Annotated in this window: 22 protein-coding genes and 1 riboswitch; of the genes, 13 read left to right on the top strand and 9 right to left on the bottom strand. The window is 51.2% G+C overall.

Going from position 1 to position 24,199, the window contains the following annotated elements:
* Positions 1–24: 24 nt before the first annotated feature.
* Complete coding sequence (locus AC0YN3_RS30670; RefSeq protein WP_475778689.1) at positions 25–966, bottom strand: carbohydrate ABC transporter permease; 942 nt, start codon at positions 964–966, stop codon at positions 25–27.
* A 76-nt stretch (positions 967–1,042) separates the two neighbouring features.
* Positions 1,043–2,392: an FAD-dependent oxidoreductase gene (locus tag AC0YN3_RS30665; RefSeq protein WP_475778688.1), complete on the bottom strand. Its 1,350-nt coding sequence runs from the start codon at positions 2,390–2,392 to the stop codon at positions 1,043–1,045.
* A 295-nt stretch (positions 2,393–2,687) separates the two neighbouring features.
* Between AC0YN3_RS30665 and AC0YN3_RS30660 the strand changes: the two genes are divergently transcribed.
* The 7 genes from AC0YN3_RS30660 to AC0YN3_RS30630 all read left to right on the top strand — a co-directional run bounded on the left by AC0YN3_RS30660 (position 2,688) and on the right by AC0YN3_RS30630 (position 10,794).
* A complete protein-coding gene (locus AC0YN3_RS30660; protein WP_475778687.1) occupies positions 2,688–4,790 on the top strand; it encodes a transglycosylase domain-containing protein in 2,103 nt (700 codons plus the stop codon).
* A 183-nt stretch (positions 4,791–4,973) separates the two neighbouring features.
* Positions 4,974–5,255 (top strand): hypothetical protein, encoded by a 282-nt coding sequence (locus AC0YN3_RS30655; RefSeq protein ID WP_475778686.1) that lies wholly within the window; start codon positions 4,974–4,976, stop codon positions 5,253–5,255.
* Between the two features lie 341 nt (positions 5,256–5,596).
* Positions 5,597–6,586, top strand: coding sequence for a ubiquinol oxidase subunit II (gene cyoA, locus AC0YN3_RS30650; RefSeq protein WP_475778719.1), 990 nt, complete (start codon positions 5,597–5,599; stop codon positions 6,584–6,586).
* Between the two features lie 62 nt (positions 6,587–6,648).
* Positions 6,649–8,619, top strand: coding sequence for a cbb3-type cytochrome c oxidase subunit I (locus AC0YN3_RS30645; RefSeq protein WP_183571087.1), 1,971 nt, complete (start codon positions 6,649–6,651; stop codon positions 8,617–8,619).
* The gene (gene cyoC / locus AC0YN3_RS30640; RefSeq protein WP_183571088.1) at positions 8,619–9,248 is read left to right on the top strand and encodes a cytochrome o ubiquinol oxidase subunit III; all 630 of its coding nucleotides are present in this window, start codon (positions 8,619–8,621) and stop codon (positions 9,246–9,248) included. The genes AC0YN3_RS30645 and cyoC overlap by 1 nt, the downstream gene beginning before the upstream one ends.
* Before the next feature lies 1 nt (position 9,249).
* On the top strand, positions 9,250–9,582 hold the full coding sequence (gene cyoD, locus AC0YN3_RS30635) for a cytochrome o ubiquinol oxidase subunit IV (protein ID WP_183571090.1): 333 nt from the start codon (positions 9,250–9,252) through the stop codon (positions 9,580–9,582).
* Positions 9,583–9,759: 177 nt separating this feature from the next.
* Positions 9,760–10,794 carry a GNAT family N-acetyltransferase gene (locus AC0YN3_RS30630; RefSeq protein ID WP_475778685.1) on the top strand — a complete coding sequence of 345 codons (1,035 nt, stop codon included), beginning with the start codon at positions 9,760–9,762 and terminating at the stop codon, positions 10,792–10,794.
* Positions 10,795–10,963: 169 nt separating this feature from the next.
* On the opposite strand, the gene AC0YN3_RS30625 is transcribed toward AC0YN3_RS30630, so the two are convergent.
* From AC0YN3_RS30625 to AC0YN3_RS30605, 5 genes are all read right to left on the bottom strand, one after another.
* The gene (locus AC0YN3_RS30625; RefSeq protein WP_475778684.1) at positions 10,964–11,656 is read right to left on the bottom strand and encodes a hypothetical protein; all 693 of its coding nucleotides are present in this window, start codon (positions 11,654–11,656) and stop codon (positions 10,964–10,966) included.
* Positions 11,653–12,825: a hypothetical protein gene (locus AC0YN3_RS30620; protein WP_475778683.1), complete on the bottom strand. Its 1,173-nt coding sequence runs from the start codon at positions 12,823–12,825 to the stop codon at positions 11,653–11,655. Before AC0YN3_RS30620 ends, AC0YN3_RS30625 begins: the two co-directional genes overlap by 4 nt.
* 26 nt (positions 12,826–12,851) lie before the next feature.
* Positions 12,852–13,430, bottom strand: coding sequence for a hypothetical protein (locus tag AC0YN3_RS30615; RefSeq protein ID WP_475778682.1), 579 nt, complete (start codon positions 13,428–13,430; stop codon positions 12,852–12,854).
* The gene (locus AC0YN3_RS30610; protein ID WP_475778681.1) at positions 13,427–14,086 is read right to left on the bottom strand and encodes an RNA polymerase sigma factor; all 660 of its coding nucleotides are present in this window, start codon (positions 14,084–14,086) and stop codon (positions 13,427–13,429) included. Before AC0YN3_RS30610 ends, AC0YN3_RS30615 begins: the two co-directional genes overlap by 4 nt.
* Positions 14,087–14,187: 101 nt before the next feature.
* Positions 14,188–14,712 (bottom strand): YwhD family protein, encoded by a 525-nt coding sequence (locus AC0YN3_RS30605; RefSeq protein WP_475778680.1) that lies wholly within the window; start codon positions 14,710–14,712, stop codon positions 14,188–14,190.
* A 105-nt stretch (positions 14,713–14,817) separates the two neighbouring features.
* Between AC0YN3_RS30605 and AC0YN3_RS30600 the strand changes: the two genes are divergently transcribed.
* From AC0YN3_RS30600 to AC0YN3_RS30580, 5 genes are all read left to right on the top strand, one after another.
* Positions 14,818–16,833 carry a M1 family metallopeptidase gene (locus AC0YN3_RS30600; protein WP_475778679.1) on the top strand — a complete coding sequence of 672 codons (2,016 nt, stop codon included), beginning with the start codon at positions 14,818–14,820 and terminating at the stop codon, positions 16,831–16,833.
* 27 nt (positions 16,834–16,860) lie between these two features.
* Entirely contained in the window at positions 16,861–17,676 is an 816-nt protein-coding gene (locus tag AC0YN3_RS30595; RefSeq protein ID WP_475778678.1) for a hypothetical protein, read from the top strand.
* A 130-nt stretch (positions 17,677–17,806) separates the two neighbouring features.
* The gene (locus AC0YN3_RS30590) at positions 17,807–18,391 is read left to right on the top strand and encodes a hypothetical protein (RefSeq protein WP_475778677.1); all 585 of its coding nucleotides are present in this window, start codon (positions 17,807–17,809) and stop codon (positions 18,389–18,391) included.
* Between the two features lie 359 nt (positions 18,392–18,750).
* Positions 18,751–18,902, top strand: a riboswitch (cyclic di-AMP (ydaO/yuaA leader).
* A 3-nt stretch (positions 18,903–18,905) separates the two neighbouring features.
* Positions 18,906–19,382 carry a C40 family peptidase gene (locus tag AC0YN3_RS30585; RefSeq protein ID WP_475778676.1) on the top strand — a complete coding sequence of 159 codons (477 nt, stop codon included), beginning with the start codon at positions 18,906–18,908 and terminating at the stop codon, positions 19,380–19,382.
* Positions 19,383–19,541: 159 nt separating this feature from the next.
* Positions 19,542–20,885: an FAD-binding domain-containing protein gene (locus AC0YN3_RS30580; RefSeq protein WP_475778675.1), complete on the top strand. Its 1,344-nt coding sequence runs from the start codon at positions 19,542–19,544 to the stop codon at positions 20,883–20,885.
* Positions 20,886–21,019: 134 nt separating this feature from the next.
* Here AC0YN3_RS30580 and AC0YN3_RS30575 read toward each other — a convergent pair whose 3' ends face one another.
* Positions 21,020–22,261, bottom strand: coding sequence for an MFS transporter (locus AC0YN3_RS30575; RefSeq protein WP_475778674.1), 1,242 nt, complete (start codon positions 22,259–22,261; stop codon positions 21,020–21,022).
* A 117-nt stretch (positions 22,262–22,378) separates the two neighbouring features.
* Between AC0YN3_RS30575 and AC0YN3_RS30570 the strand changes: the two genes are divergently transcribed.
* Positions 22,379–22,900 (top strand): GNAT family N-acetyltransferase, encoded by a 522-nt coding sequence (locus AC0YN3_RS30570; RefSeq protein WP_475778673.1) that lies wholly within the window; start codon positions 22,379–22,381, stop codon positions 22,898–22,900.
* On the opposite strand, the gene AC0YN3_RS30565 is transcribed toward AC0YN3_RS30570, so the two are convergent.
* The gene (locus AC0YN3_RS30565; protein ID WP_475778672.1) at positions 22,897–24,129 is read right to left on the bottom strand and encodes an EAL domain-containing protein; all 1,233 of its coding nucleotides are present in this window, start codon (positions 24,127–24,129) and stop codon (positions 22,897–22,899) included. The genes AC0YN3_RS30570 and AC0YN3_RS30565 overlap by 4 nt on opposite strands.
* Positions 24,130–24,199: the final 70 nt, after the last annotated feature.

The raw sequence follows: 24,199 nt of genomic DNA, 5'->3' as shown, positions 1-24,199 counted from the left end.
GGCCTCCATTAAGTCTCAGTAGGGTCAAGCGTGGACCTTCCGGCTTTGCGTTATCCAAGTAATCGAAGTGACGAGGAGAATAAGAAGGAACAGCACCCACGACATCGCTGAGGCATAACCCATCCTGAAATTTTTGAAGCCTTCCTCGTAAATTTGATAAACGATGACCGTGCTGGAGTGAACGGGACCGCCATTCGTCAGGAATTTAATCATGTCGAACACCTTGAAGGAAGAGATCGTACTCGTAATCGCCAGAAAGAAAGTTGTCGGCGCAAGCAGCGGCAGCGTGATCAATCTGAACTGCTGAGTGCCGTTCGCCCCGTCGATCCTCGCGGCCTCGTACAGCTCATCCGGTATATTGGTCATGCCTGCCAAGAAGATAATGATCTGATAGCCGATCAGCTGCCAAATATAAATAACCATGATCGCAATCAGCGAGAAGCTCGTATCGACCAGCCAGCGCGGCGGGTCTGATAGGCCAAGCTGTATAAGAAGCTGGTTCAGCGGACCCTTCGACGGGTGGTACAGCGCCGACCAAACGGCTGCGATCGCGACTGTGGAACAGATATAAGGCACGAAAAAGGCAACTTTGAAATAGCTCTTGGCATACAGCTTCTTATGAATCAATGCGGCCATAACAACGCCCAGCAGCATCGTTATCGGCACTGTACCGAGCGCGAACAGCAAATTATTCTTCAGGGCACGAAGGAATAGATTATCTCTGAACAGCTCAACAAAATTGTCTAGACCAATATAATGAATGGCGGACAGACCGCCGACGAGATTCCATTCGGTCAGGCTGAGGAACAGGCTGAATCCGAGTGGAAATACGGCCAGCAAAAGCATGCCAATCGCCTCGGGGGCAATGAAAAGCCAGCCGGCAAGCGTCTCACGGCGCTTGCGGTTCCAATATACCTTTTGGGGTACGGATGCCGCTTTTCGAAGCTCGGCTCGTTCGTTTATCATGGAATACTCCCTTCCTATCGTTAAGTACAAACAAAGACATTCATGTTAGCATTTGTGCACCAGCTCAAATTTCTGCTTATGCGATCGTAGACGGGGCTTCTTCAGCCGGAAACGCCGGCAGATAAGCGCCTTCTTCGCGCAGGCGATTTCTTAGGAGCTGTACGTCAACGGCATGAACGTCTCCTTTGTTGCCCGAGGCTGCCAGCGCTGCTGCGAGACCCGCCGCCTCGCCCATCGCGAGGCATACCGGCATGACACGCACGCTGCCGAGCACCTTGCGCTCGCAAGAGATAGAGCGACCGGCTACAAGCACATTGCGCAATCCGCGTGGCGTGAGGCAACGGTAGGGAATGCCATGCGATTCGCCCGGTCCGTAGAGCTCAATGCTGAGCGAATTGCCACTCTTCTGTTCCTTCTCTGTCCCATGCACGTCAATGAAATAGCTATTGCGGCAGATCTCATCCTCGAAGCTTCTGCGCTCGACGTAATCTTCTACCGTGAGAATATAGTCGCCGGTAATGCGGCGTGATTCGCGCGTGCCCATTAACGTTCCCGTACTCATAATATAGGCGTTGCCAAACCCAGCCGGATGCTCCGCAGCCAGCATGTCCCGATAAGCCGCAGCCATGCGGCGGCCTTGAATCAACGCCCGGGACACCGATCTGGAGTCCGTGTTGTCAACGCCCCAGAGATGGCCGGCGTTGAATCCAACCGCGCGTGGCGCGACGAGATTGTTGCACAAATGGGTATCTGGAATGAGCGGATAATTCCCTGATCTGACGGCTTCGTGAATCGGGCTCCGCGGATTGACCGCGTAGAGCATTGGCCCGTTCAAATAGGCATATTCGTCTACATTGCCAAGGATGAAGCAGTGTGTGGCTGGCTGAAGCTCGCCTGTCACCTCGTCTCCCTTGTGATACTCGGCGCCTGCCCACGCCGCAACATCGCCGTCGCCTGTGCAATCGATGTAAACCGCAGCGCGGTATGCCTGCAATCCCCCCTTGTTCAACACGACCAGCGCCGTAATATTGCCATCCGCATCCGTCTCTACTTGCGCGAGCGAAGTCAGGAACAGCACATCTGCACCGGCCCCAGTGACGAGATCGTCATATACAACCTTGAGCTTCTCGGGATCGATTGGAACCCAGTCCATCGCATCCGGCCTGACATGGGGCATCTGAGCCTTCAAGGTCTCGAACACACGCGCCGCGAGACCCCGGTAAACCATCTTTTCTTTGTCCGAGAACGGACACCAGGCAGGAACAAGACCGGAAGTGCCCATGCCGCCGAGACTGCCAGTGCCTTCAATCAGCAGCGTGCGCGCGCCTTCGCGTGCAGCGGCTGCCGCAGCAGTGCAGCCTGCCGGTCCGCCCCCAACGACGATTACGTCATAGAAATCATCTAGCGGTATCTCTGTTTGTTTCATTAAATAGTTCTCCATGTGTACCATCCTCTTTTCGAACTGCGTATTGCCGTTCCCCTGAACCATTCCGTTTTGTATCTTGCTTCATATGTATTGTAGCAACCCGGTTCGTTCAAGACGGTATAGGTTTCATACGCGTTTTCGTGTATTATTTTGACCTTGCCCATGGCATGTCTCTCCTAATTTCCAACATCATCTAACAAATATTTGCGTGAATACGCGCGGCGTATGAATAGGGAGCTCCCCCTTTTTCCATACTAAGGAAAAGCGAAGCATTGCATTGAAGGGAGTCCGCTCCATGACCAAATCATCCAAACGGCAGCGCAAGACATGGCGTCGGCCTGCATTTCCCATGCTATCCGAAAGATTCCTTCCCCAAATCCTGCATATGAGAAAATGGCTTCGATGGTCGGTTGCCGCAGTCTGCCTGCTTATCCTCCTTATGGCTGGCACGCTGATTTACCTTCGCACGCAATCGCTGCCGGTTACTGCCATTAGCCAAACCTCGCAAATTGTTGATCTGCAAGGCAACGTCATCGATACTTTCCATGCGGGCGAAAACCGTCGTTCCGTTCAGCTCTCGGACATTAACCACTATGTCCTTGACGCGACGCTCGCCATTGAGGATAAGCGTTTCTATGAGCATCGGGGTTTCGATATGAAGGGCATGGCGCGTGCGGTTGTCGTCAATGTCCAAAGCCTCTCTAAACGGCAAGGGGCCAGCACGCTCACCCAGCAGCTTGCGCGCAACCTGTATTTGACGCACGAGAGAACGTGGCAGCGCAAAATGAAAGAGGCCATGTATACGGTACAGCTCGAAATGAGCTACTCCAAGGATGAGATTCTTGGCATGTATTTGAATCAAATTTATTACGGGCACGGCTCTTATGGCATTGAAGCAGCGTCCATGATGTACTTCAACAAGCATGCCTCCGAGCTATCGCTGGCGGAAAGCGCCATGCTGGCCGGAATTCCGAAAGGGCCCAAATATTATTCTCCTTATTTGAATATGAAAAACGCCAAGGATCGCCAGCTGACCATTCTGCAAGCGATGCTCGAGGGCGGATCCATTACATCCGAGCAAGCGGATGCCGCTTATGCCGAGGTTCTGGCTTTTCAGCCGCTTGGAACGGGCTCCCATGAAGGGTTTGCACCGTATTTCCGCGATTACATCCGATATATTGCCGTCGACAAGCTTGGTATCAATGAGCAGCTGCTGAACGAAGGCGGCATTACGATCTATACGACGCTGGATCCCGGGGCACAGTCAACCGCCGAGGAGGTTATCGCCAAGGGTATTCCCGAGAGCTCCGAGCAGCAGGCTGCGCTCATCGCGATCGATCCTCGGAACGGATACATTAAAGCCATGGTTGGCGGCAGAGACTACAAGCAGAACCAATATAACCGCGTATTCGCCAAAACAAGGCAGCCCGGCTCTTCCTTTAAGCCTTTTCTTTACCTGACAGCCCTGCAAAGCGGCTATATGTCGCCAATTACCAAATATAAAAGCGAGCCGACGATTTTCACTTACGATGAAGGCCGAAAAACCTATGAGCCGCGCAACTACGGCGATAAATATGTCAATGAGCTGATTGATATGCGCAAGGCGCTGGCAAGCTCCGACAACATTTATGCCGTCAATACGATTATGACCGTAGGTGCTGACAAGGTCATTGAAACGGCAAGAAAGCTCGGCATTGACAGCCCCATGCAGCCCGTGCCTTCCCTTGCATTAGGTACGTTCCCTGTCAGCCCCTTCGAGATGGCCTCAGCCTTTGGGACATTTGCCAGCGGCGGCCTGCGGATTGAGCCTACTGCGATTATTCGGATCGAGGACCGCAAAGGACAGGTATTATATGAAGCGAAATCGCAGACCGAGCAAGCCATCACGCCTGCCGAGGCTTATGTCATGACCAGCTTGCTCGAGAGCGTGTTTGACGAGGGAGGTACCGCGCATCGCGTATCTTCTATTATTAAGCGCCCAGTCGCAGGCAAGACAGGTACTACGTCTACGGATGCGTGGCTGGTTGGCTATACGCCTGAGCTTGCTACAGCCGTATGGGTCGGTTACGACAAGGATCGCAAGCTTACCGTTGCAGAGGCGTACCGCGCAGCACCGATCTTCGCCAAATTTACGGAGCAGGCGCTAGCCAGCGTCCCGCCGAAAATCTTTCCGATCCCTGACGGTGTCGTGAATTTATTCATCGAGCCCGCAAGCGGCAAGCTTGCCATCGGCGACTGTCCGAATAAGCGGCTGGAGAGCTTTTTAGCCGGAACGGAGCCTACCGAGGTTTGCGGTAAGCCCGCCTCGGCAAACGGGAGCGGCGGCGATGGAGACGGCGGCAAAGGAGCCGGAGGACATTCCTGGTGGACTGATTTGAAACGGTGGTGGACAGACTAATGAAGCAGAAGCCTTTTGTCCGATGGCTAGGTTTCTGCCTGCTGCCGATCATGCCGCCTGCCGTGACCTTAACACAATTTTGTCCGATTTATGATCAAAAAGTGAATTTTCTTTGAACAAAAGCATAGTGTTGTGGTATAGTAAACATAAGAAAACACTTACAATTGACCGGGAGTGTTCAATATGACAACAAAAACAGCAACTATTAGCCAAGTTCAACATTCAAAATCAGATGTCAAGCGTCTTGTCAAGGCAATGACCGCCATTGCATGGGTCGTTCTAGCTGTTGGCGTTCTGCTTAGCCTCGTTAATCTAAACCATTTCAGCGATCGGAATGTTGGGCTCATGGTCGGCATCGGGTTCCTAATCGGCAGCGTTCATATTTATGTAATTGGTACAGCGATCGGACTCGTTCATGCTCGCCTAAACCAAGAACAATCGTCGAATCATTCGGACATGGAGTAACATTAAGAAACAATTGAAGATGGCTTCATTAAATAGACAGCTCCGCTCGGCTAATGCCAAGCGGAGCTGTCTATTTATATGAAAGGGCAGGACAAGCTTATCCATTACTTTCCTTATCCCCAACTTTTATGTCCGGCATGAGACAAATCCCCGCCTTTTGGGTAATGATAGGTAAGAGAATACTTGGATTGGAACGCCCTAAATCTAACAGTTGTCTAAGCCGTGAACTTTGTATTACAGAATAAAGACGAATTATTGACGTAATTGTTAACCCCGCAGTTATTGGCTTGAAGATCTGTTATTGTAGTCGTAAGCAGTAATTTTGAGGAGTTGAACTGATGATGAGACCGTTTCTTCGTGTGCTGACACCCGTATTTATTATGCTAATGGCCGTATTGCTTTCCGGCTGCGGCGAGCAGTTTATTGTGCTCGATCCCAAGGGGCCAATCGGCGAGTCTCAAAAAGATTTGATTTATTTCTCAACCATATTATGCGCGGTCATCATTGTGCCCGTACTCATCCTGACAGCAGTTATCGTCTGGCGCTACCGCGATAAGCCCGGCAGCAAGGCTTCCTATAAGCCGAACTGGGAACACAGCACGAAGCTTGAGATTACTTGGTGGAGTATTCCGATTGTAGCGATTCTCATTCTTGCGATCGTTACCGTTAAATACACGTACGCGCTCGAGCCTTCCAAACCGATCGAATCGGCCAAGGCACCTATTACGATTCAAGTAACGTCTCTGGATTGGAAATGGTTGTTTAAATATCCGGAAGAGGATATCGCGACCATCAATTATATTAAAATACCGGAAGACGTGCCGATTAAGTTCCAGCTTACCTCCGACACGGCAATGAACTCCTTCTGGGTACCACAGCTTGGCGGCCAAATCTATTCCATGTCCGGAATGGCGATGACGCTTTTCCTGCAAGCGGATGAGCAAGGCAGCTATTACGGCTCAGGCGCCAACTTCACGGGCAAGGATTTCGCGAAAATGACGTTTAAAGTCGACGCCACTTCCGAGGAAGACTATAAAGCGTGGGTCGATGAGGTGAAAGCAACTTCTCCTGCCCTTACCATGGAAGGCTTCGAGAAATTGACGGAGCCAAGCACATCTGACGTACAGCTGTTCTCCAGCTTCCCTGAAGGCTTGTTCCAAAAAGTAGTTATGCAATATGTGAATGGCGGCGGCGGAGCTCACCAGCATCATGGCAGCAGCGAGACAGAAGCCACCGGAACGACGGATACAGAGGCCGCTCCGGCGGACACCACTGAGTCCCATGACCACAATGCCAGTAATACGGATTCAAATACCCATGCGGGCCATTAACCCGCTAACAAGCGAATGCTTAAGAAGCGAGTTTGTTCCACAAACTTTTAGGAGGACCCCTCATGTTAGACAAAATTAAAGAATTCGCATCCGAATTTTTCGTCACTGGCGATCCGCTTATTCTAGGGGCTCAAGTGTCCATCGGCTTGTCGCTCGTCGCGATCATATTCGTGCTTACGTTCTTCAAAAAATGGCGCTGGCTCTGGACCGAATGGCTAACCAGCGTCGATCATAAGAAAATCGGTATCATGTATATCATCGCATCTATTCTAATGCTGTTCCGCGGCGGCGTGGATGCGCTGCTCATGCGGGTTCAGCTTGCCGCCCCAGAGGTGGAGTTCCTGCAGCCTGAGCATTATAACCAGATATTCACCACGCACGGCGTTATCATGATTTTGTTCATGGCGATGCCGCTCATGTTCGGTTTGTTCAATATCGTCGTACCGCTCCAGATCGGGGCACGCGACGTCGCCTTTCCGTTCCTGAACTCCTTAAGCTTCTGGATGTTCTTCTTCGGAGCCATGCTGTTCAACGTTTCATTCATTATCGGCGGATCGCCGGATGCAGGCTGGCTGGCTTACCCGCCGCTCTCCGAGCTTTCGGGCAGTCCAGGTCTCGGTCAGGATTTCTATATTTGGGGTATCCAAATCTCGGGTATCGGCTCCTTGGCAACGGGTATTAACTTTGTCGTCACGATTCTCAAAATGCGCGCGCCAGGCATGAAGCTCATGCAAATGCCGATGTTCGTATGGTCCGTGCTTTCATCTTGCATTACGATCATGTTCGCCTTCCCGATCTTGACCGTAACGCTTTTCCTGCTATTCATTGACCGCTACCTCGGCGCGCATTTCTTTACGCTCGACGGCGGAGGGAATCCGATGATGTACATCAACCTCATCTGGATGTGGGGACATCCCGAGGTATATATTGTCATCCTGCCAGCGTTCGGTATATTCTCCGAGATCGTATCGGCTTTCTCTAAGAAAAAATTGTTCGGCTACAAATCGATGGTATTCGCCCTCATGTCCATCAGCTTCTTTTCCTTCTTTACTTGGGCGCATCACTTCTTCACCATGGGCTCCGGGGCTAACGTTAATGCGTTCTTCGCTTTGACGACGATGCTCATTGCCATCCCTACCGGGGTCAAAATATTCAACTGGCTGTTCACGATGTACCGCGGCAGAATTACGTTTACGACGCCGATGATGTGGACGATTGCCTTTATACCGTGCTTTGTCGTGGGCGGTATGACCGGCGTGCTATTATCCGTGGCGCCAGCAGACTTCCAGTTCCATAACAGCTACTTCCTAATCGCGCATTTCCATCAGGTGCTGATCGGCGGCGTCGTGTTCGGATACTTCGCGGGCCTATACTACTGGTGGCCAAAAATGTTCGGTTTCCGCCTTCACGAAGGCCTTGGCAAATGGGCTTTCTGGTTCTGGAACATCGGCTTCTACGTCTGCTTCATGCCGCAGTACGCACTTGGTCTAATGGGTATGACACGCCGCTTCAACGCCTATGACTTCGATATGGGCTGGCAGCCGCTTAACGTCGTATCTACCGTCGGCGCATTCTTGATGGGTATCGCGTTTATTTTCCAAGTGTGGCAGATCGCCCATAGCATTCGTTTCTTCAAAAAAGAAAAAGATGGCGACGCATGGGATGGCCGCACGCTTGAATGGTCTATTCCGTCACCTGCGCCGCTCTATAACTTCGCCCGCTTGCCGCAGGTCACAAGCCAAGACGAGTGGTGGGAAGAGAAGCAGCGCATTGCAAACGGCCAGCCTGCCAAGCCATTGGCACCGCTTGAGCCGATTCATATGCCGAAAAACTCCGGTATCCCGTTCATCATGTCGCTCTGCTGGTTTACGGCTGGCTTCGGCTTCGTATGGGATTGGCTGTGGATGGCCATACCAGGCCTGATCGGCGTAGCCATATGCATGCTCGCCCGTTCGTTCTCCTACGATACCGATTATTATATTCCGGTGGATGAGATTGAACGTACGGAAGCCGCATTAAGGGGGACAAAATAATGGCACATGCAGTATCCAACCCGGCAGGAGCACATGGCGGACACGGCAACGGCCACCATGAGGAGCATCACGATCAAGAATCGATGAAAATGTTCGGCTTCTGGCTGTTTCTCATAACAGACGTTATTCTATTCGGTACCTTATTCGCTACCTTCGTCGTCCTCCGTCTCAATACAGACGGAGGCCCGACAGGCGCAGAGCTGCTTGAGATGAACGGGATTATTATCTCGACCTTCATCCTGCTAACCAGCAGCTTCACGAGCGGAATTGCGGTGCTTGAGATGAACAAAGGCAATAAGCGCGGTCTAATTCTGTGGCTTGCCATCACCGCTTTGCTCGGTGCTTCCTTTATTTTTCTTGAGGTTAACGAGTTCATCCATTTGGTGCACGAAGGTGCGAATATCGGCACCAGTGCTTACTGGTCCGCGTTCTTTGTTCTAGTTGGTACGCACGGACTTCACGTTTCGGTCGGCCTTGTGTGGATGATTGCGCTTATGCTTCAGCTTAGCCGCCGCGGAATAACACCCGTTACGAAGCGCAAGGTCGGCATTATCAGCTTGTACTGGCATTTCTTGGACGTCGTTTGGATTTTCGTATTCACAATCGTTTATTTGATGGGGGTGATGTAGGATGTCGAACCATAACTCGCATGGTCATGATGCGCAGCACGAAGCCCATGGCGGCTCGATGAAGTCCTATGTCATCGGCTTCCTGTTCTCCATCATTCTGACGATTATCCCGCTCGTCGTCGTCATGAACGATATGCTCGGCAAAACAGCTACTACCGTGCTCATTCTCATCATGGCCATTTTGCAGTTCGCCGTTCAGCTTATCTTCTTCATGCATATCCGCGATGAAGAGAAGCCTCGCTTTAACCTAATGGCGCTCATTTTCGGACTCGTGATTCTGCTCACGATCGTAGCCGGCTCCATTTGGATTATGACCTACAATGCAGTTGGCTAACGCTAACTACGCTTGATCAAGACCGTACCGAAGTCATCGCGACCGGTACGGTCTTTTTTTGTGCAGGGATAATAGTCCTCCCCTCGTTCTTTGTTGGCTATAGCCAAACTCTCCCTAGCGTCTTCCGCAGTAGGTGTGCAACAATCTTCCTATAAACGAGTGAAATAAAATGATGAGGTGATCAAGATAGCCATTTCTCTTCGCCCCTTGCAGCTCCCAGGCGACTACGAGCAGCTGGCCCAGTTATTGAACCAAGCGTGGTCGGAGCCGACCACGGCGCAGCGCCTGCTAGAAGATGACCAGAAGCTATACGAGGTAGGACACACGTGGAAGGATGAGAATGGATTGCTTGGCGGGTATGACCGCGAGCGCCAGGCAGCCGTGAATGAACACGGAGAAATCGTTGGTTTTGCGTGGTCCTGGCGAGCGCCATGGACAGAACCAAGCTATTTATGCAATACGCTCATTGTAGACGAGGCTTACCGCAATCGCGGCATAGGCGGCTTGCTTCTTCGGCATATCATACAATGGGCAACGAAGCTCGGTGCAGCCGCGCTGCTCGCCGAAGTGTGGGACGACCATGCGGAGGCTAGACAATTCGCAACCAAACGCGGCTTCGCGATTGAACGCCATGCCTTCCAATCGCTGTTTCAGCTTGATTCAGAAGAAAGCCTGCACGCCGCTCTTATGCCGGATCAGCCCGATCTGCGCTTTCTCACGCTCGCCGATGAGCCGGGCAACGAAAGCGAGCAAAAGCTTTATGCGCTGTACAAGGAATCGTTAGTGGATATCCCGGGATTTATAGGCGAGGTACCCGCCTTTGAAGAATGGCTCAAATGGTACCTGCGCGTCGACGGCTACGCTCCCGAACGAGTCATAATAGCAGCGGACGGCCATACATTTGTCGGCGTGACCAACGTGCTGCATAATCTTCAAACGAATGGCATGTATCACGAATATACAGGTGTAAGCCGCGAATATAGAGGCAGAAAAATCGCTTTGGCATTGAAGATAAAAGCGATTGAGCTTGCCCGCCAGCATGGGGCTTCCTACATTCGTACCGATAACGATTCGCTGAATGCGCCCATCCTATCCATTAATCGCAAGCTAGGCTATGTGCCTCTGCGAGGCTCTTACCGCCTCCTCGCTCCTCTTGAGACCGTAATAGCAAGTCTGAATCAGCAAAACCCACTTCATAAGAGCGTAAAATGACCAGTCCTGCAACAGAGGGTGTAATGAACAATCCTACAAAACGGTCAGTTTTCACACACCTACACGAATAAGAGATTGAAGGCCAGTTTCTCAATGACCGGTAAAGCAAAAAGACCTTGTGGAGAACAAAAATTCCCCAAGGTCTTTTTGCGAGCTATTCAAGCCAGCGCTAACGTCCTTTTTCCACTACCTCAACGCCTTTCGGCACAATCAGCGTCAGCCTAGTATCAACCGAATCTGAGATGAGCCCGCCATCACGCCGATCGACCGCACCGACCATGACATACATGGTTGTGCCAACGATCTCGGTCTGCATGATCTTGCTGTCCAGCCGTTCCATCTTCTCCGAAGAGCGATAGCGAACTTGGCCAATGAGCTGCAGCTCCCGAGCAGCCGTCTGGTCCAATTCAATCCCATCCCATGCTTGCACGACGATCTTATTGATGCTCGCAGGCACCTTTACCGTTTTGGTCTCGACGAAAGCCGTACGCTGCGTCATATTCAGTCCTCTTTGCAGCTCGTCGAATAATCCGGTAGACATGAGAAGGGCAAGCCCTAAGCTCACCGTTCCGATTGCACCGACAAAAAACACGCTCATCCAATCGTAGCGAACGACCGTACGATTGCTATTCGAAAATTTCAAATAAAGCAGCAGCTCAGCTCCGAGCATAATAAATACAACGGGTGCAACCCACATGAGCACCTCGAATGCCTCCATGTCCTGCCAAAGCGATACGGCGAGCGCCGTGCCGATGAGCATCAGCGTTACCCCCATGGATAGGGAACCTACGCGCCATGTCCTCGCGTTTACCGGCTCATGAACGGCTGCTTGAGCTGCATGCGGAGGGATTACCGAGTTCAATGCGACTCCTCCTCACGCCTTGGAATTCGCGACTTTGGCAGCTCAGGCGGCTTACCTCTGAATACATCGGCAGATGATCGATTGCCGAACGCTAGTCGCAAGCCCACAATAATCATAATAAACGCAACGACAGCGGTCGGAATCATGTATTTCACTTGCATATATTGATTGTACAGCTGACTCGAGAAATGAGACGTAACCTCGGCAGCGACACGGTCCATTAAATAATAAACGCCGAATCCGAGCAGCCCGATCCCAAACCATCTTTGATAAGGAACCAGCTGCGTAAGGACAGGCTCGTCAGTAAGCTCCTCCCGCTCATAACGCGAAGCCTGCTGCAGGGCATCAAAGAACGCATAACACCAGAACAGCGGGAGCAGGAAGAAAAACAGCGACAGCCGCAGATTGTCCATAATGAAGATGGTCAGTAAAAACCCGCCCATCAGCTGCAGCCCTCGTTTTTGCAAGCCCAAATAAAGATGTCCCGCTCCTGGGAAAATAGATAATGCGATCGCCAGCACCTTGCTCTTGCGTCCGGAGGCGATATACGATTCCATATCCTCGAATATAGCCCGATCCATAAGAAGCTCGCCGCGATGCTTGGCATTCAGCTGGCTTATCGCATCGAACATGCTGTAGATCCAAATCACGGGCAAAGCAAGCAGAAATACAAGCAGCTCTCCCCTATGAATAATCGCGCTCAGAAATACAATGATCGCAAACCATCCGATAAACGAAATAAGTATCGTAATTCCGCGCTGCATCAGGCCCATGTTCATATGGCCCAGTCCTGGTATGAAGGAGAACAGGATCGTTCTTGTTTTCTCCCGCTGCTGCTCAAGCGCAAGCGGTACGAAGCCGGGACCGAAATGATCGCCAGGGTGCTCGAATGGATGCTGAACTACATGCGGCGATACACCTTTGCCAACAAGCAGCGTAAACAGCATATCGACCATGTTCACGATCCATGTGATGAGCGCCACAAACACCAAGAAAAACATAAATCCGTCGTCCATACTGGCGCCGGTAATGGCAATAAGCAGCATCAGGCCGAGTGAGCCAAAAAAACCTCCGCCGTACAGCACTGCGCGTACGGGACGATTGATATATCCATGCCCGACACCAGGCAGAAAAGCGAGAAAAAATGCCAATAATGGGCTTTTGATCATGCTGTATCATTCCTTTCTATTATGGTTTATGGTTTAAAACGAGACGCCTTCAAGCTGTCCAGCCATGAACCGGTTTGGTCAACGATCCGATCCGACCATGATTCCGAATATTTGCTGTCGCCCGCTTCGGGCTTCGGCTCCACAATCTGCTGACGATTCTCGTTCAGATCATGTTGAACCAGTTTCTGCGAGAAGGAGGCGAATGTTCCGCTTATAAGCAGCAGCAGCGTAATGGAGGCTGCAATCGTATAGTGCGTGATCGGATGCTGCAGCCAGGTGCGCAGGCGCGGCGCCTTTTCCAGCTTGGCTTCGGATGAATCCTGGTTAGAAGCAACGGCTTCTTCCTGCCGAAGCTCTTCCATTAGCTGCCCTACCACACGCTGCTCGAGCAAAGCCATGTCAGGAAGGATTAAGCGAGGAACGCTATTCTCGGCGAATGAGGCTGAAAGCTCCTCTTCCTCCGACCATGCAATGGCATCCATCAAAAGCTGCAAGCACAAATCGCAGCCGGCCAAATGCTGCTCTGCCTCTGACCGATCTACACCCGTCAACTTGTCCTTCACGTACAGAATCATTTGATCCTGCGCGATATGCTCATTTCTCATTCGAAATCCTCCTTCCGCCAGTGGCGCCTCATCCAGCTTCTAGCCCGGTACAGCCTTGACTCTACGCTTTTAAGCTCCAGTCCCGTTTCAGCAGCTATCTGCTCGTACGACTTATCTTCCATATAATAAGCCATGACGACCTCGCGATAATTATTCGGCATCTCGCCTACCCGGTCTCGGATATGCTTCCGATCCGCTTGTTCGATCGCCACCACCTCGGCAGCGGGCATAACCGCGTTATCCTCCTGCTGTTTTTCCGATAGGGTGTCGCTGTCCCCAAGCTCTTCCGGCCTTCGCGCCCTGCTTCGTTTGAAATCAATCGACCGGTTAACGGCAATGCGCGTTATCCATGTTTTCAATCCATCTAATCGGCAATCCGGAAGGGAGCGATAGATTTGCAGCAGCACTTCCTGCGTAACGTCCTCCGCATCATGCGGAGAATGAAGCACTGCGAAGACTGTTCTATATATATAAGGACCATAGGCTTGCACAAAAGGGCCATAATGCTCGGGCCCGCCCCTCTGCACCGCCTTGATCCAATCTTCATCTTGAATGTCGCTCCCCTCCTTCCCAATCCAATAGACGCCAGCCAGTCCCTCTTCCCCTGCACTGCCGTCAAAAATAATTTCATTCATTGCGCAAAAGCGTCCGCTCACGCAAAAACCTCATCATTCGCAAGGCGTGCCCCTACGAACGATGAGGTTCTTATCCTTTATTACCACTAGCGCATCTTGCTTCTTGCCGCTGCTGCGCTTTCCTACCCGCCAAGCGACTGCTTAAGCTCTTCGGGAGAGCGGTCCCACCATTCTTGGTTGTGCTCGACCAGAAGCTTCCGCAGCGCCGCTCTCTCTGCCTCGCCAAGCTCAGTCAGGTTATAGCGACGTTTGATGGAATGATCCAGCTTATTAACATGGTCGGCTAAAATTTTCCATCCGCGGCGCGCCTCGGAATCAATCAGCATCTCGCATGCCGTTGCGCCGGCGTAATATGACCCTTCCTCGTTGCGGTCAACGGCTACCCAGACGATCCAGCACTGGCGCCCGTTCGGCGTATCCTCTTTGTTTGGCGTGAACTTGATGCCGCGCTCTACCTTGCTTTTGGCATGCATGGCCCCGACATCGATATAAGCGACTCCGTCATCGATAATGACACAGGATACGGCGCTTAGATCGATCGTGCCTGCACCAAAGCCTTTATGTTGTTTGCTGCTCACTACGTTGAGCGACAGTGATTTCTTTTCCTTTTTTTCCGGCTGAGCCGGCTGTCCTTGTTCTTCCGTCATGCGTATTCACACCTTCCCCATACAATAATTCCATTTTAGCTAATAATCATCGAAAAGCAAACATATACATGCTGTAGATGCTTGTCAACGGGAGGGAAACGTTCAATGACTCCACGCTATTTCAAACGAATTTTACTCGTAATACTCGCAGTCGTCATGCTCGGCTTATCGGTGCACTACGGCTTCGGGAATGCTTGGCAATCCCAATATACTTATGCTTTTGCCCCCGCCGCCAAAGCCAAGCAAGCACCTGCTCCTGCGCCAAAATCGGCCAAGCCGCCTACCGTGCAGGAACCAAACACCGTCATGACGCCAAAGCCGCAGGAGCTCAGCAATCGTGTTGTTGAGTACCATATTAGCGTGCACTTGGTCGATGATGCCAAGGGATTGAACGGGGACCAAACCGTCACTTGGAATAACCCCGGGAAAAAAGCGGTGTCCGAGCTCTACTTCCATCTATATCCGAATGCCTTCCAGTCCGATCAATCCACGTTCATGAAGGAATCGGGAGGCAAGCTGAGGCAGGATGAGGCAACGTTGAACAGCAAGGGCTACATGAAGCTGCTTACGCTCGAGACGCTCGATGGCGAGAGCCTGCTGCCTCGCCTGCAATACGTTCAGCCTGATGACGGCAACGATAATGATTTTACCTTGGCCAAAATACGGCTGCCTGAGCCCGTAGCCCCGGGCAAATCCGTTACGCTTCGCATGGGCTTTGAAGTAAAGCTGCCCGAAGTGTTCGCCAGAATGGGCTATTCCGGAGATTTTGTCATGGCGGGGCAATGGTTCCCCAAAATTGCAGTCTATGAGCCGACCGGCACACGCGGACGAACGGCTGAAGGCTGGAATGTTCACCAGTATCATGGAAACTCCGAATTTTACAGCGACTTCGGCATTTACAGCGTAAGGATTAAAGTGCCGGAAGCTTACACCGTGGCCGCGACCGGATTTCAGACCAAGCCCATCGAGATCAAGGATCAAATGAAGGTCTATCAATTTTATGCGGATGATGTGCATGACTTTGCATGGTCGGCCTCGCCCGATTTTGTCTATGAAGAGACGGCCTATTCCGATACGGGCATACCTGGCGTACGCATAAAGCTCTATCTTGATCCGTCGCATGCCGCCTTGAAGGACCGCTACATGCATGCTGCCAAATCAGCTCTCTCGAGCTACGCCAAATGGTATGGCGAATATCCCTACAGCACGCTGTCGATTGTCGTACCGCCTAAAGGCGCAAACGGCGCCGGCGGAATGGAATATCCTACCCTCATCACGGCCTTCGCTGCGGAGAAGCAGAATCCGGGCTACGACCTGGAACGTACAGTCGTTCATGAGATCGGCCACCAATATTGGTACGGCATGGTCGCCTCCAATGAATTCGAAGAAGCCTGGCTGGATGAGGGGTTTACGTCCTATGCCGAGGATAAGGTAATGGAGACGGCTTACGGCGTAGAATCCAATCTGCGCGTGGAGGCCAGCTACATGACCGATCCCGCCCCTCTGAAGCAGCCTTCGTGGGCTTACGGCAGCCACTCGCAATATGCCGAAAACGTCTATATGCGGGCCAAGCTTGTGCTTATCGGCATCGAGAATCAGGTCGGCTCCCGAACGATGCAGAAAATTCTGCGCACCTACTTCCAGAAGTATAAATTCAAGCACCCTACCTCCTCCGATTTCCAGCGGATCGTGGAGCAGGTGACCAAGACCAAATGGCATGAATATTTCAGCCAATACGTATATGACGATCAGATGGCTGACTTCTCCATTGAATCCATTCATGTCCGTCCTGTCACGCAGGATGGCGCCAACATGTACGAGTCTATCGTCCTTGTCAAAAAGAACGGCGGCACCAATGGCGACATAAAAATTCTCATGCGCTTTAAAGACGGCTCCGAGGTCACGAAGCTATGGCATGCAGAAGAATCGCATATGCAATACAAGCTCCTGCACTCCGCTCCGCTCGAATGGGCGATGGTTGACCCCAAATACAGCAACGTGCTCGATAACAAGCTCATCAACAACTATATGCAGGCCCAACTGCCCGAAGACACGCGAACGAGATGGAGCCTCGGCACGGTCAAGCTGATTGAAGGCCTGCTCGGGTCGCTGAGCTGGTAAGTAACTGCGTTCAAGGAGCGATAAACGATGAAGATACATGTGAAGCAAGGCTGGCAACTGGCAGTCAAGCATTTCTACCTAGTCATTTTATTATTTCTGTACCAGCTGCTCTGGGGATTTTTTCTCTACCGCTTTATCGATTCGGTCGTGTCGCCTTTGCTGCGAAGATTTCCGGGCTCTTATCCGTCCGACACGGCAGCCGAGGTCTTCATGACCGAAGCGCAGTTCCAGCTGTTCAAGACCGATATTATCTCTCCTTACGTATGGATGCTAGGAGGCCTTTTGGCGGCAAGAATGCTGCTCACCCCACTATTCAACGCCGGGCTTTTCTACTCGTTCAATCAAGCGCGCTCAGACGGCAGCACGCGCTTTCTGGAGGGCATCAAAAAAACGTGGAAGCCGGTCGTCCTGCTATACTGGATAGAAGCCGTACTATCCCTTGCGCCTGCTTGGTATGTACTGCCGCGTTCGTTAGACGCTCTCCTTGAGAGCAGCTCCACGACTGAGCTGCTGCAGGCCGTTCTTCCAGGGGCCGCATTGTGGCTGCTCTGGGGCACCGTGCTGCATTTGGTGTTCCTCGCCATGCAGTTCGGCGCCGCATCGGGAGAAGGCGTGTTCCGTTCCCTGTGGCGCGCGCTCCGCAACTTCCTCTCCTATGCGGCCATTTCGCTCATCATGTGGGGAATCGGCGCTGCTGCCGGGCTCGTGGTAACGAGCTTATCCATGCTATGGGCTGGGCTGTTCGCGCTCATTCTGCATCAGGGCTACCACCTCGTTCGCACGCTAATGAAGGTGTGGACGATAGCCGCTCAGTACGATTGCCTTCAAACCAAACAGCTTTAGCGCGAATAGGCCTTCAACTCCACGAATGATGTGGGGATGAAGGCTTTTTATTTGAAATTGCAGCGCAACTAAATGATGTCATTTCTGTATAAATAGGTGTATGAAATTAAAAGTTGGAGGATAGACGCAAATGATGCGTAAAAAATTGGTAATCCTATCTATGGCCCTGCTCCTTGCCGGCGGTTCAATCGTTGCGGCAGACAAATTAATGCAGAAAGTTACGCTGCTTTACAATAATAAGCAATCGCCGGAAGACGGTCTTCTTGTCGACGACAAAGTGTATATCAACATTCGCTCGTTATCCGACTCCTTGCAGGCTTTTATCCAGTGGAAAGGCAGCGAAAAGAAGCTGGTCATCCAAAAACCGAATGTCCACATGTTTATGATGAACGAAAAAAGAACCATGTTCGGGCAAGTTGAAAAGGGAAGCATCCAGAAGTTCTTGGTACAAGCGCAAATCGACAATCTGAATGTAGCGATAACGGAATTCAAGGTCACGCTTACTGATCCTAACGATAAAGAAATAACGATCGACAGGCGCAGCCAAGCGGATGATGATTTCAAGGAATTTGTCGAGAAGGATACCTTCTGGTTCAGCTCCAAGCTTGTCTCATATGATTTCAAATACGCCGGAAGATACAAGCTCCGCTTCTGGATGGAACAGAAGAATGCCGAGCCTCAGCTGATATCAGAGAAAATCATCACGGCCAAATAGAACGCCTTACTCAAGCGAAAACTTACGAATCACAACAAAACCTCTGTTCATTCAGAGGTTTTTTGTATGAAAATTTTCTAATCTTTTTCTCGCAAATCATTCATTTACCGCCAATTGCGGGACTTTAGACTTGTCTACGCCATTCACAGCCGGAGGACAAATCGGTATATTTTACAAGGTATTCACATAATTAATGAAATTGAGTTAACTCGTTTAGTAAGAAAGAACTACTAATGATCGTTTATCTTACACAAAAAACGGTTAAACGAAGGAAATAGTCAAAAGGTTACATGAGAATTATTAGAATTTGCAATTAAAGGCAGGAGATCAATGAAAATAATCGAATAATTCTCAAGAGCAATAAAAAACGGCCTAATTCCCTATCGGGAAACGGGGGAACCACTCTGGGTGAATTGATTCCGACGTCTGATTTATCGCAGCGCCTGAGGAATCATAGGGAACCTTCAACCGAACCCCACAGCTAACCTCGTCGGCATTGGAAGGAGTTTCACAATTGAAAAAGATTACCGCAATACTCCTGGGTCTCGTTCTCGTGCTCGCTTTCCAAGCGGGAAGCGCTTTCGCAGACTCAAAACTGAACGGATTCATCAATGACGTTATTGGTAGTCCGTACAAAAGCGGCGGAACAACGTCGAGAGGTTTTGATTGCTCCGGTTTTACGAGCTATGTGTTCGATAAAATGGGCATCGATCTTCCACGCACATCCGGTTCGCAAGCAAAATCAGGCACGAAGGTCGCTAAGGCTGACCTAATTCCGGGAGATCTTGTGTTCTTCGACACAGTCGGTGGCAATAACAGCACCGTATCCCATGTTGGCATTTACATCGGAGACGGCAAGTTTGCACATTCTTCCTCCAGCCGAGGCGTTGTGACAGACAAACTTAGCTCCTCTTATTATGAAGACCGTTATGTGACAGCACGTCGTGTCATGGACGCGGATTCTTTCCAATCGTATGCCGACGCACAATAGAGCAACCTATCCCCTCTCTTAGAGAGCTGCAAAGGTAGACTCAATCAGCAAAGCCGCAGTTTTTTGTCCTCTGACGACAAATGACTTGCGGCTTTGCTGTTTCATTTCAAGCTGATTGCAGTAAGCATGCTGCCGCATTCAGGGAAGGAGAAATACCCGATGTATCTGTTTATTCACCGCAAGGATCTGCGTACCTCGGATTTGCGCGCTTTCGATTATATAAAAAGAAAACATACGCAAGGCATACATTTGCTGATCATAGACCCCATCCTCATCGGAGAGGGCCGGCTGACAAGCCATAGCGGCCGCAACTTTATGGCGCAAGCCGCTTCCTTGCTCTACAGCTATTCCAGCGCCGGGAAAGAGCTTCACGTGCTCTACGGCGATCCTGCTGCGATAACGGAGTCGCTCCTGCTTGCCCATCCTATCGAGGAGGTTATCGTCCATACGGACTATACCCCGTATTCTAGGCAGCGAGACGACCGGATCGGACAAACTGTTCGCCGCTTAGAGCGCCGATGGATGCCTATTGCCGACGCGCCGCTTGCCGATCTTGAAGCCTTCCCTGCATACGCAACGAGATCGGAACCATATAAGGTATTTACGCCATTCTACCGAAAGTGGAGCAGCTTTATGCTGGAGTCCTACAGCCCCATAGGCAGCACCACAATCAACGACCTCTCCACCTTGCAGGAAATAGACCAAAGCGCTTGCCATGCATTCGCACTTCCGGAAGCCGTATCCTGCGCGCTTGGAGGCACGAATGTGGAGGGCTCACCCAAATCGCTTGCTAGGCTGGATCGCTTTGTAAGGGAACGCCTTGCTTCTTACGCGGATGTCCGCGACGCGTATGCCCAAGATCAAACTAGCGGACTTGCGCGCTTTCTGAATACAGGAGCCATATCAGCACGCCATGCCTATGAGCTTACGCAAGGCTTGCAGGGATCCGAAGCTTGGATACGCCAGCTTGCATGGCGTGATTTCTACCTGTACCAGGCGATGTATCATGAAGATTTTTTCAAATATGAGCAGCTTGCTGATCTGAGCCCGCTAACAGGCACGAATTTCAAGGCGTGGTCGACGGCTGCAACCGGCATCCCAATCATAGACGCAGCCTTGACGCAATTGAACCGGACGGGTGAAATGCCGAACCGCTTGCGAATGGTCACCGCTATGTTTTTGACTAAAAACCTGCTCTGTCCCTTTACTCTCGGCGAGCAATATTTCCGGCTCCACCTAAGCGACTACGATAACACCCTTAACCGCGGGGGCTGGCTATGGTGCTCCTCGCTCGGCTACGACGCCGCACCTTATTTCCGCATTATGAATCCCGCGATCCAATCCCGGACGCATGATCCGAGCGGAAGCTATATTCGGCGCTGGCTTCCTCATCTGGACCATTTATCCGATAAAGAGATTCACCTGCCGCAAAGCGGCGCAATCGTGGACTTGAAGGCTTCGCGCGCCAGGGCGATTGAAGTGTATAAAACGATACTGAAATAAACAGCTAGCATTTCGTCCAAATATTGGACAAGCAAGTAAACCATTTCATGTATTTACTAATAAATAAACCTCCGTATTTGCTTTGAAACAGCAAATGCGGAGGTTTTTCAACTTTTTTAGCGGGTCATTCCATTTCACCCTTCGGCGTTTATTTCCCGCGTCTGCTTCCTGCCCAGAATGAGCATGACCGACAGCAGCAGAAGCATGCCAACCACTAAAGAGGTGATGTACCATAAAGTAGATTGCACATCGTATTGGTCCATGAACCAGCCTGTTACACGCGGAAATATCGCGCCGCCAAGGCCGCCGCAAGCTACAAGCAGGCTCGTCGTTCGTTCGGTCATCCCCGGAATGAGCTCGTTCGCGTACACGAGGGCGATTCCGAAGATGCCGGAGAAAAACAATCCGCTAAGCGCAACGAGAGCCAGCATCCAGCTCAGCTCGCCCAATAAAGCCATGAGAACAAAGATAACGGATGCGCCTGCCGTAGCGATCAACAAATATTTGGAGTAGCCCATTCGGTCAGCCAGCACTCCTGCGAACAGCCTTCCAAGCACCATAGTGCCCCAGAATAGGCTGAGTGCCGCTGCAGCACTGGACTCACCCACATCCGAGCGTACGATCAAGATAGAAGGCAGATAGTTGGAGAAGCTCATTTCCATGCCTACATATATCATAAAGAACAACGCGGATAGCAGCAGAAAAGGAAGAGCCTTACGCGGATAGCCGAAAAAGAACGATGCGCCTGCCGTACGCGCATTTTTGTTCATTTGCTTGTCCGCATGGTCTGCATTCTCTTCCTTATTTTGCGGAATATAGCCTAATTGATCGTCTATTTCTCCAAATGACATCGTCAGCCATAGAACAAAGGTAATGCCTGACATAGCGGCCAGTATCGGAAACGATACCTGCCATATGCTTTGCTGAATCAGATACGCGGCTGCGATGGGAATCAATAGCGCGCCGACGCCGAAGAAGGTTTCGAGGCGACTCATCGCCGATGCCTTGCCATTCTTCGCCATATCGATAATCATAGCGCCAACTACCGCCTCGGTCATGCCGAAGCCAAGCCCAGCGAGCGGTGCAATCGCAAGCATCCATCCCCACGGAAGCAGAAGGCTGTAAGCTGCTTCACTGAGCGTAAGCACGCCCATCGCGATAAGCACCGCGCCGCGTTTGCCAACTCTCGCCGTAATGGATGGCGCAAGCAAAACGCCGACCAAAAACCCGAGAAATTGGTTCATGATCCATTGACCGCCATCTTTATATTCGAGATGATAATGCGCGATAAGCTGCTCTAATATAGATCCCCCCACAACATGGGCAACCCCGATAATCAGGTAGGACAGGCAACCAAGCCAAATTAACTTCTTCATATTCTTGTTTCTCCTTATGCACGCACGATCTTCTTGCGCCTATCTGATATAATAAACCTATTTAAAGCCTTTTACCCATTAAAAAAGGCCGTTCAGCCAAACGGAGGTGCCGGGCCCGTGACAAATATACAAAGCTCCAACCATTATAATCGAGAAATACTCGATATGACCATACATCCGCTCGAGATCTCTCATGCGGTGGAAATATGCGGCTGGCGTTATGAGTCTCCTTTTGATTGCTATAATTGGCCGGCTTGGGAGCAAATGAAAAAAGACGAAATCGAATTTGGCGATTCCGTCCTTCGTGCTTCTCAGTATGCGGCGGTGTTGGATAATCGGCTTAAGCTGATTGGCTTTGCGCAGTTATTTCCTATTGCCGGCGTCACCCGCCTTGGGCTTGGGCTTCGTCCTGACCTCTGCGGCCGCGGACTAGGACCAGCCTTTACCAAGCTGATTGTATCGGAAGCAAAGCGCCGCGCCCCGCTCGATGAAATTGATTTGGAGGTCATCGCTTGGAATACGCGTGCCATTCGCGCCTATCAGCAAGCAGGCTTCCAGATCACGGACACTTACTCGCGCCCTACCCCAGCTGGCTTCGCTGAATGCCACTGCATGGTTTACGGAATTACGGAACCTTAAATTCGCTGGGCTCCTCGCTCCGAATCCTTTAAGTCCATAAATAATATAAGGCCAGGCGCAACCAGCACGGACACCGTCCGAATCCAAGCATGGGAGTCGAGATCCGCGTAAGCTCGCGATACGATTGCCCTTCTCGTTTCATTTAGCTGCACCAAGTTAGGCACAAAATAAGGGCGCCAGCTCCAGTTCGCCCCTCTGTACTGCTCCTCACGATGCCAATCTTGATCCGAGTCGCGCCCATAATTCGCCGAAAGCTGGATACCTTCCTCATTGCACAAATAGACCCGAATGCAGTGTCCGTACAGCTTTGGAAGCAGCTCCTCTATCCATTCATCCTTCTGCCCCCGGTATTCCGCTTCCTTCACGAGCTCGACAAGCTGCTCGGCAAGCTGCTCCGATTGCCTCTGCCAATAGCGCTCCGATCCCAGATAATGCATCAGATGCCGTTCAAGCTCAGTCTCGATTACCGCCGAGAAGCACGCAGGGTCACGGAATTCAGGCTCAGCCCTGGCAAACATAAAACCTTGTACATACCTTGCCCCAGCTTGTATCGAACGAGCCAAATCTTCTCGCGTTTCTACACCCTCCACCAGCAGCGATGCTCCAATCTGCTCAGCGAGATCCGAGAAAGAGCGCAGCACGCCGAAATACCCGTCATGCGTCGCGCTCTTTTTGATCATATGGATATCGATTTTGAGCAAATTCGGTTGAATATGAGCAATGCGATCCGTACTGCTGAATCCGCTACCAACATCATCGATGGCAATCAAGCAGCCTCTTTGGCGGTATATATCGACAACGGTGCGCAGCCTCTCCATGGATCCGTGAAAGCTTTCCTCCGTTATCTCGATTACGATTCGCTTCGGATCGATATCGTACTTATCAAGCAAAGACAGCGTATAAAGCTCGCCGTCATCCTCGTAGCGATAGATCCAAGACGGCTTTAAATTAATGAAAAGCATTGGCGGCTCTTCCATGGAAGATAGCTTTGAGAATGCTTGCTCGCGGAGCAACCGGTCCACAAGAATGTGGTCCTCCTCCGCAATCTCCTCATTGCAGAAAAAAGGACCCAAGCTGCGTACCGAATCATCCTTTACCGCTCGGCCAAGCACCTCATAGCCCATAATTCGCCGTGTATCCATTGCAATGATGGGCTGATAAAATGCGGCTAGCGTTTCACCGTCTAACCCAAGCGCCTTCGGCAGCAGCGATGATGAGCACTCATTCATAGCGATCTCCTCTATGTTATATCTACGTTAAATTATCTGTCATGCTTCGTTGTATAACATTGTAATAGAG

This window comes from Paenibacillus sp. J22R232, from assembly GCF_056269165.1.
The sequence above is the reverse complement of the archived record's forward strand: the minus strand, read 5'-3'. Positions and strand labels throughout refer to the sequence as shown.

What these genes read in the sequence shown, in the direction of transcription:
- AC0YN3_RS30670 (WP_475778689.1), bottom strand. Translation starts at nt 966, where the DNA reads ATGATAAACGAACGAGCCGAGCTTCGAAAAGCGGCATCCGTACCCCAA.
- AC0YN3_RS30665 (WP_475778688.1), bottom strand. Translation starts at nt 2,392, where the DNA reads ATGAAACAAACAGAGATACCGCTAGATGATTTCTATGACGTAATCGTC.
- AC0YN3_RS30660 (WP_475778687.1), top strand. Translation starts at nt 2,688, where the DNA reads ATGACCAAATCATCCAAACGGCAGCGCAAGACATGGCGTCGGCCTGCA.
- AC0YN3_RS30655 (WP_475778686.1), top strand. Translation starts at nt 4,974, where the DNA reads ATGACAACAAAAACAGCAACTATTAGCCAAGTTCAACATTCAAAATCA.
- cyoA (WP_475778719.1), top strand. Translation starts at nt 5,597, where the DNA reads ATGAGACCGTTTCTTCGTGTGCTGACACCCGTATTTATTATGCTAATG.
- AC0YN3_RS30645 (WP_183571087.1), top strand. Translation starts at nt 6,649, where the DNA reads ATGTTAGACAAAATTAAAGAATTCGCATCCGAATTTTTCGTCACTGGC.
- cyoC (WP_183571088.1), top strand. Translation starts at nt 8,619, where the DNA reads ATGGCACATGCAGTATCCAACCCGGCAGGAGCACATGGCGGACACGGC.
- cyoD (WP_183571090.1), top strand. Translation starts at nt 9,250, where the DNA reads ATGTCGAACCATAACTCGCATGGTCATGATGCGCAGCACGAAGCCCAT.
- AC0YN3_RS30620 (WP_475778683.1), bottom strand. Translation starts at nt 12,825, where the DNA reads ATGATCAAAAGCCCATTATTGGCATTTTTTCTCGCTTTTCTGCCTGGT.
- AC0YN3_RS30615 (WP_475778682.1), bottom strand. Translation starts at nt 13,430, where the DNA reads ATGAGAAATGAGCATATCGCGCAGGATCAAATGATTCTGTACGTGAAG.
- AC0YN3_RS30605 (WP_475778680.1), bottom strand. Translation starts at nt 14,712, where the DNA reads ATGACGGAAGAACAAGGACAGCCGGCTCAGCCGGAAAAAAAGGAAAAG.
- AC0YN3_RS30600 (WP_475778679.1), top strand. Translation starts at nt 14,818, where the DNA reads ATGACTCCACGCTATTTCAAACGAATTTTACTCGTAATACTCGCAGTC.
- AC0YN3_RS30595 (WP_475778678.1), top strand. Translation starts at nt 16,861, where the DNA reads ATGAAGATACATGTGAAGCAAGGCTGGCAACTGGCAGTCAAGCATTTC.
- AC0YN3_RS30590 (WP_475778677.1), top strand. Translation starts at nt 17,807, where the DNA reads ATGATGCGTAAAAAATTGGTAATCCTATCTATGGCCCTGCTCCTTGCC.
- AC0YN3_RS30580 (WP_475778675.1), top strand. Translation starts at nt 19,542, where the DNA reads ATGTATCTGTTTATTCACCGCAAGGATCTGCGTACCTCGGATTTGCGC.
- AC0YN3_RS30575 (WP_475778674.1), bottom strand. Translation starts at nt 22,261, where the DNA reads ATGAAGAAGTTAATTTGGCTTGGTTGCCTGTCCTACCTGATTATCGGG.
- AC0YN3_RS30565 (WP_475778672.1), bottom strand. Translation starts at nt 24,129, where the DNA reads ATGAATGAGTGCTCATCATCGCTGCTGCCGAAGGCGCTTGGGTTAGAC.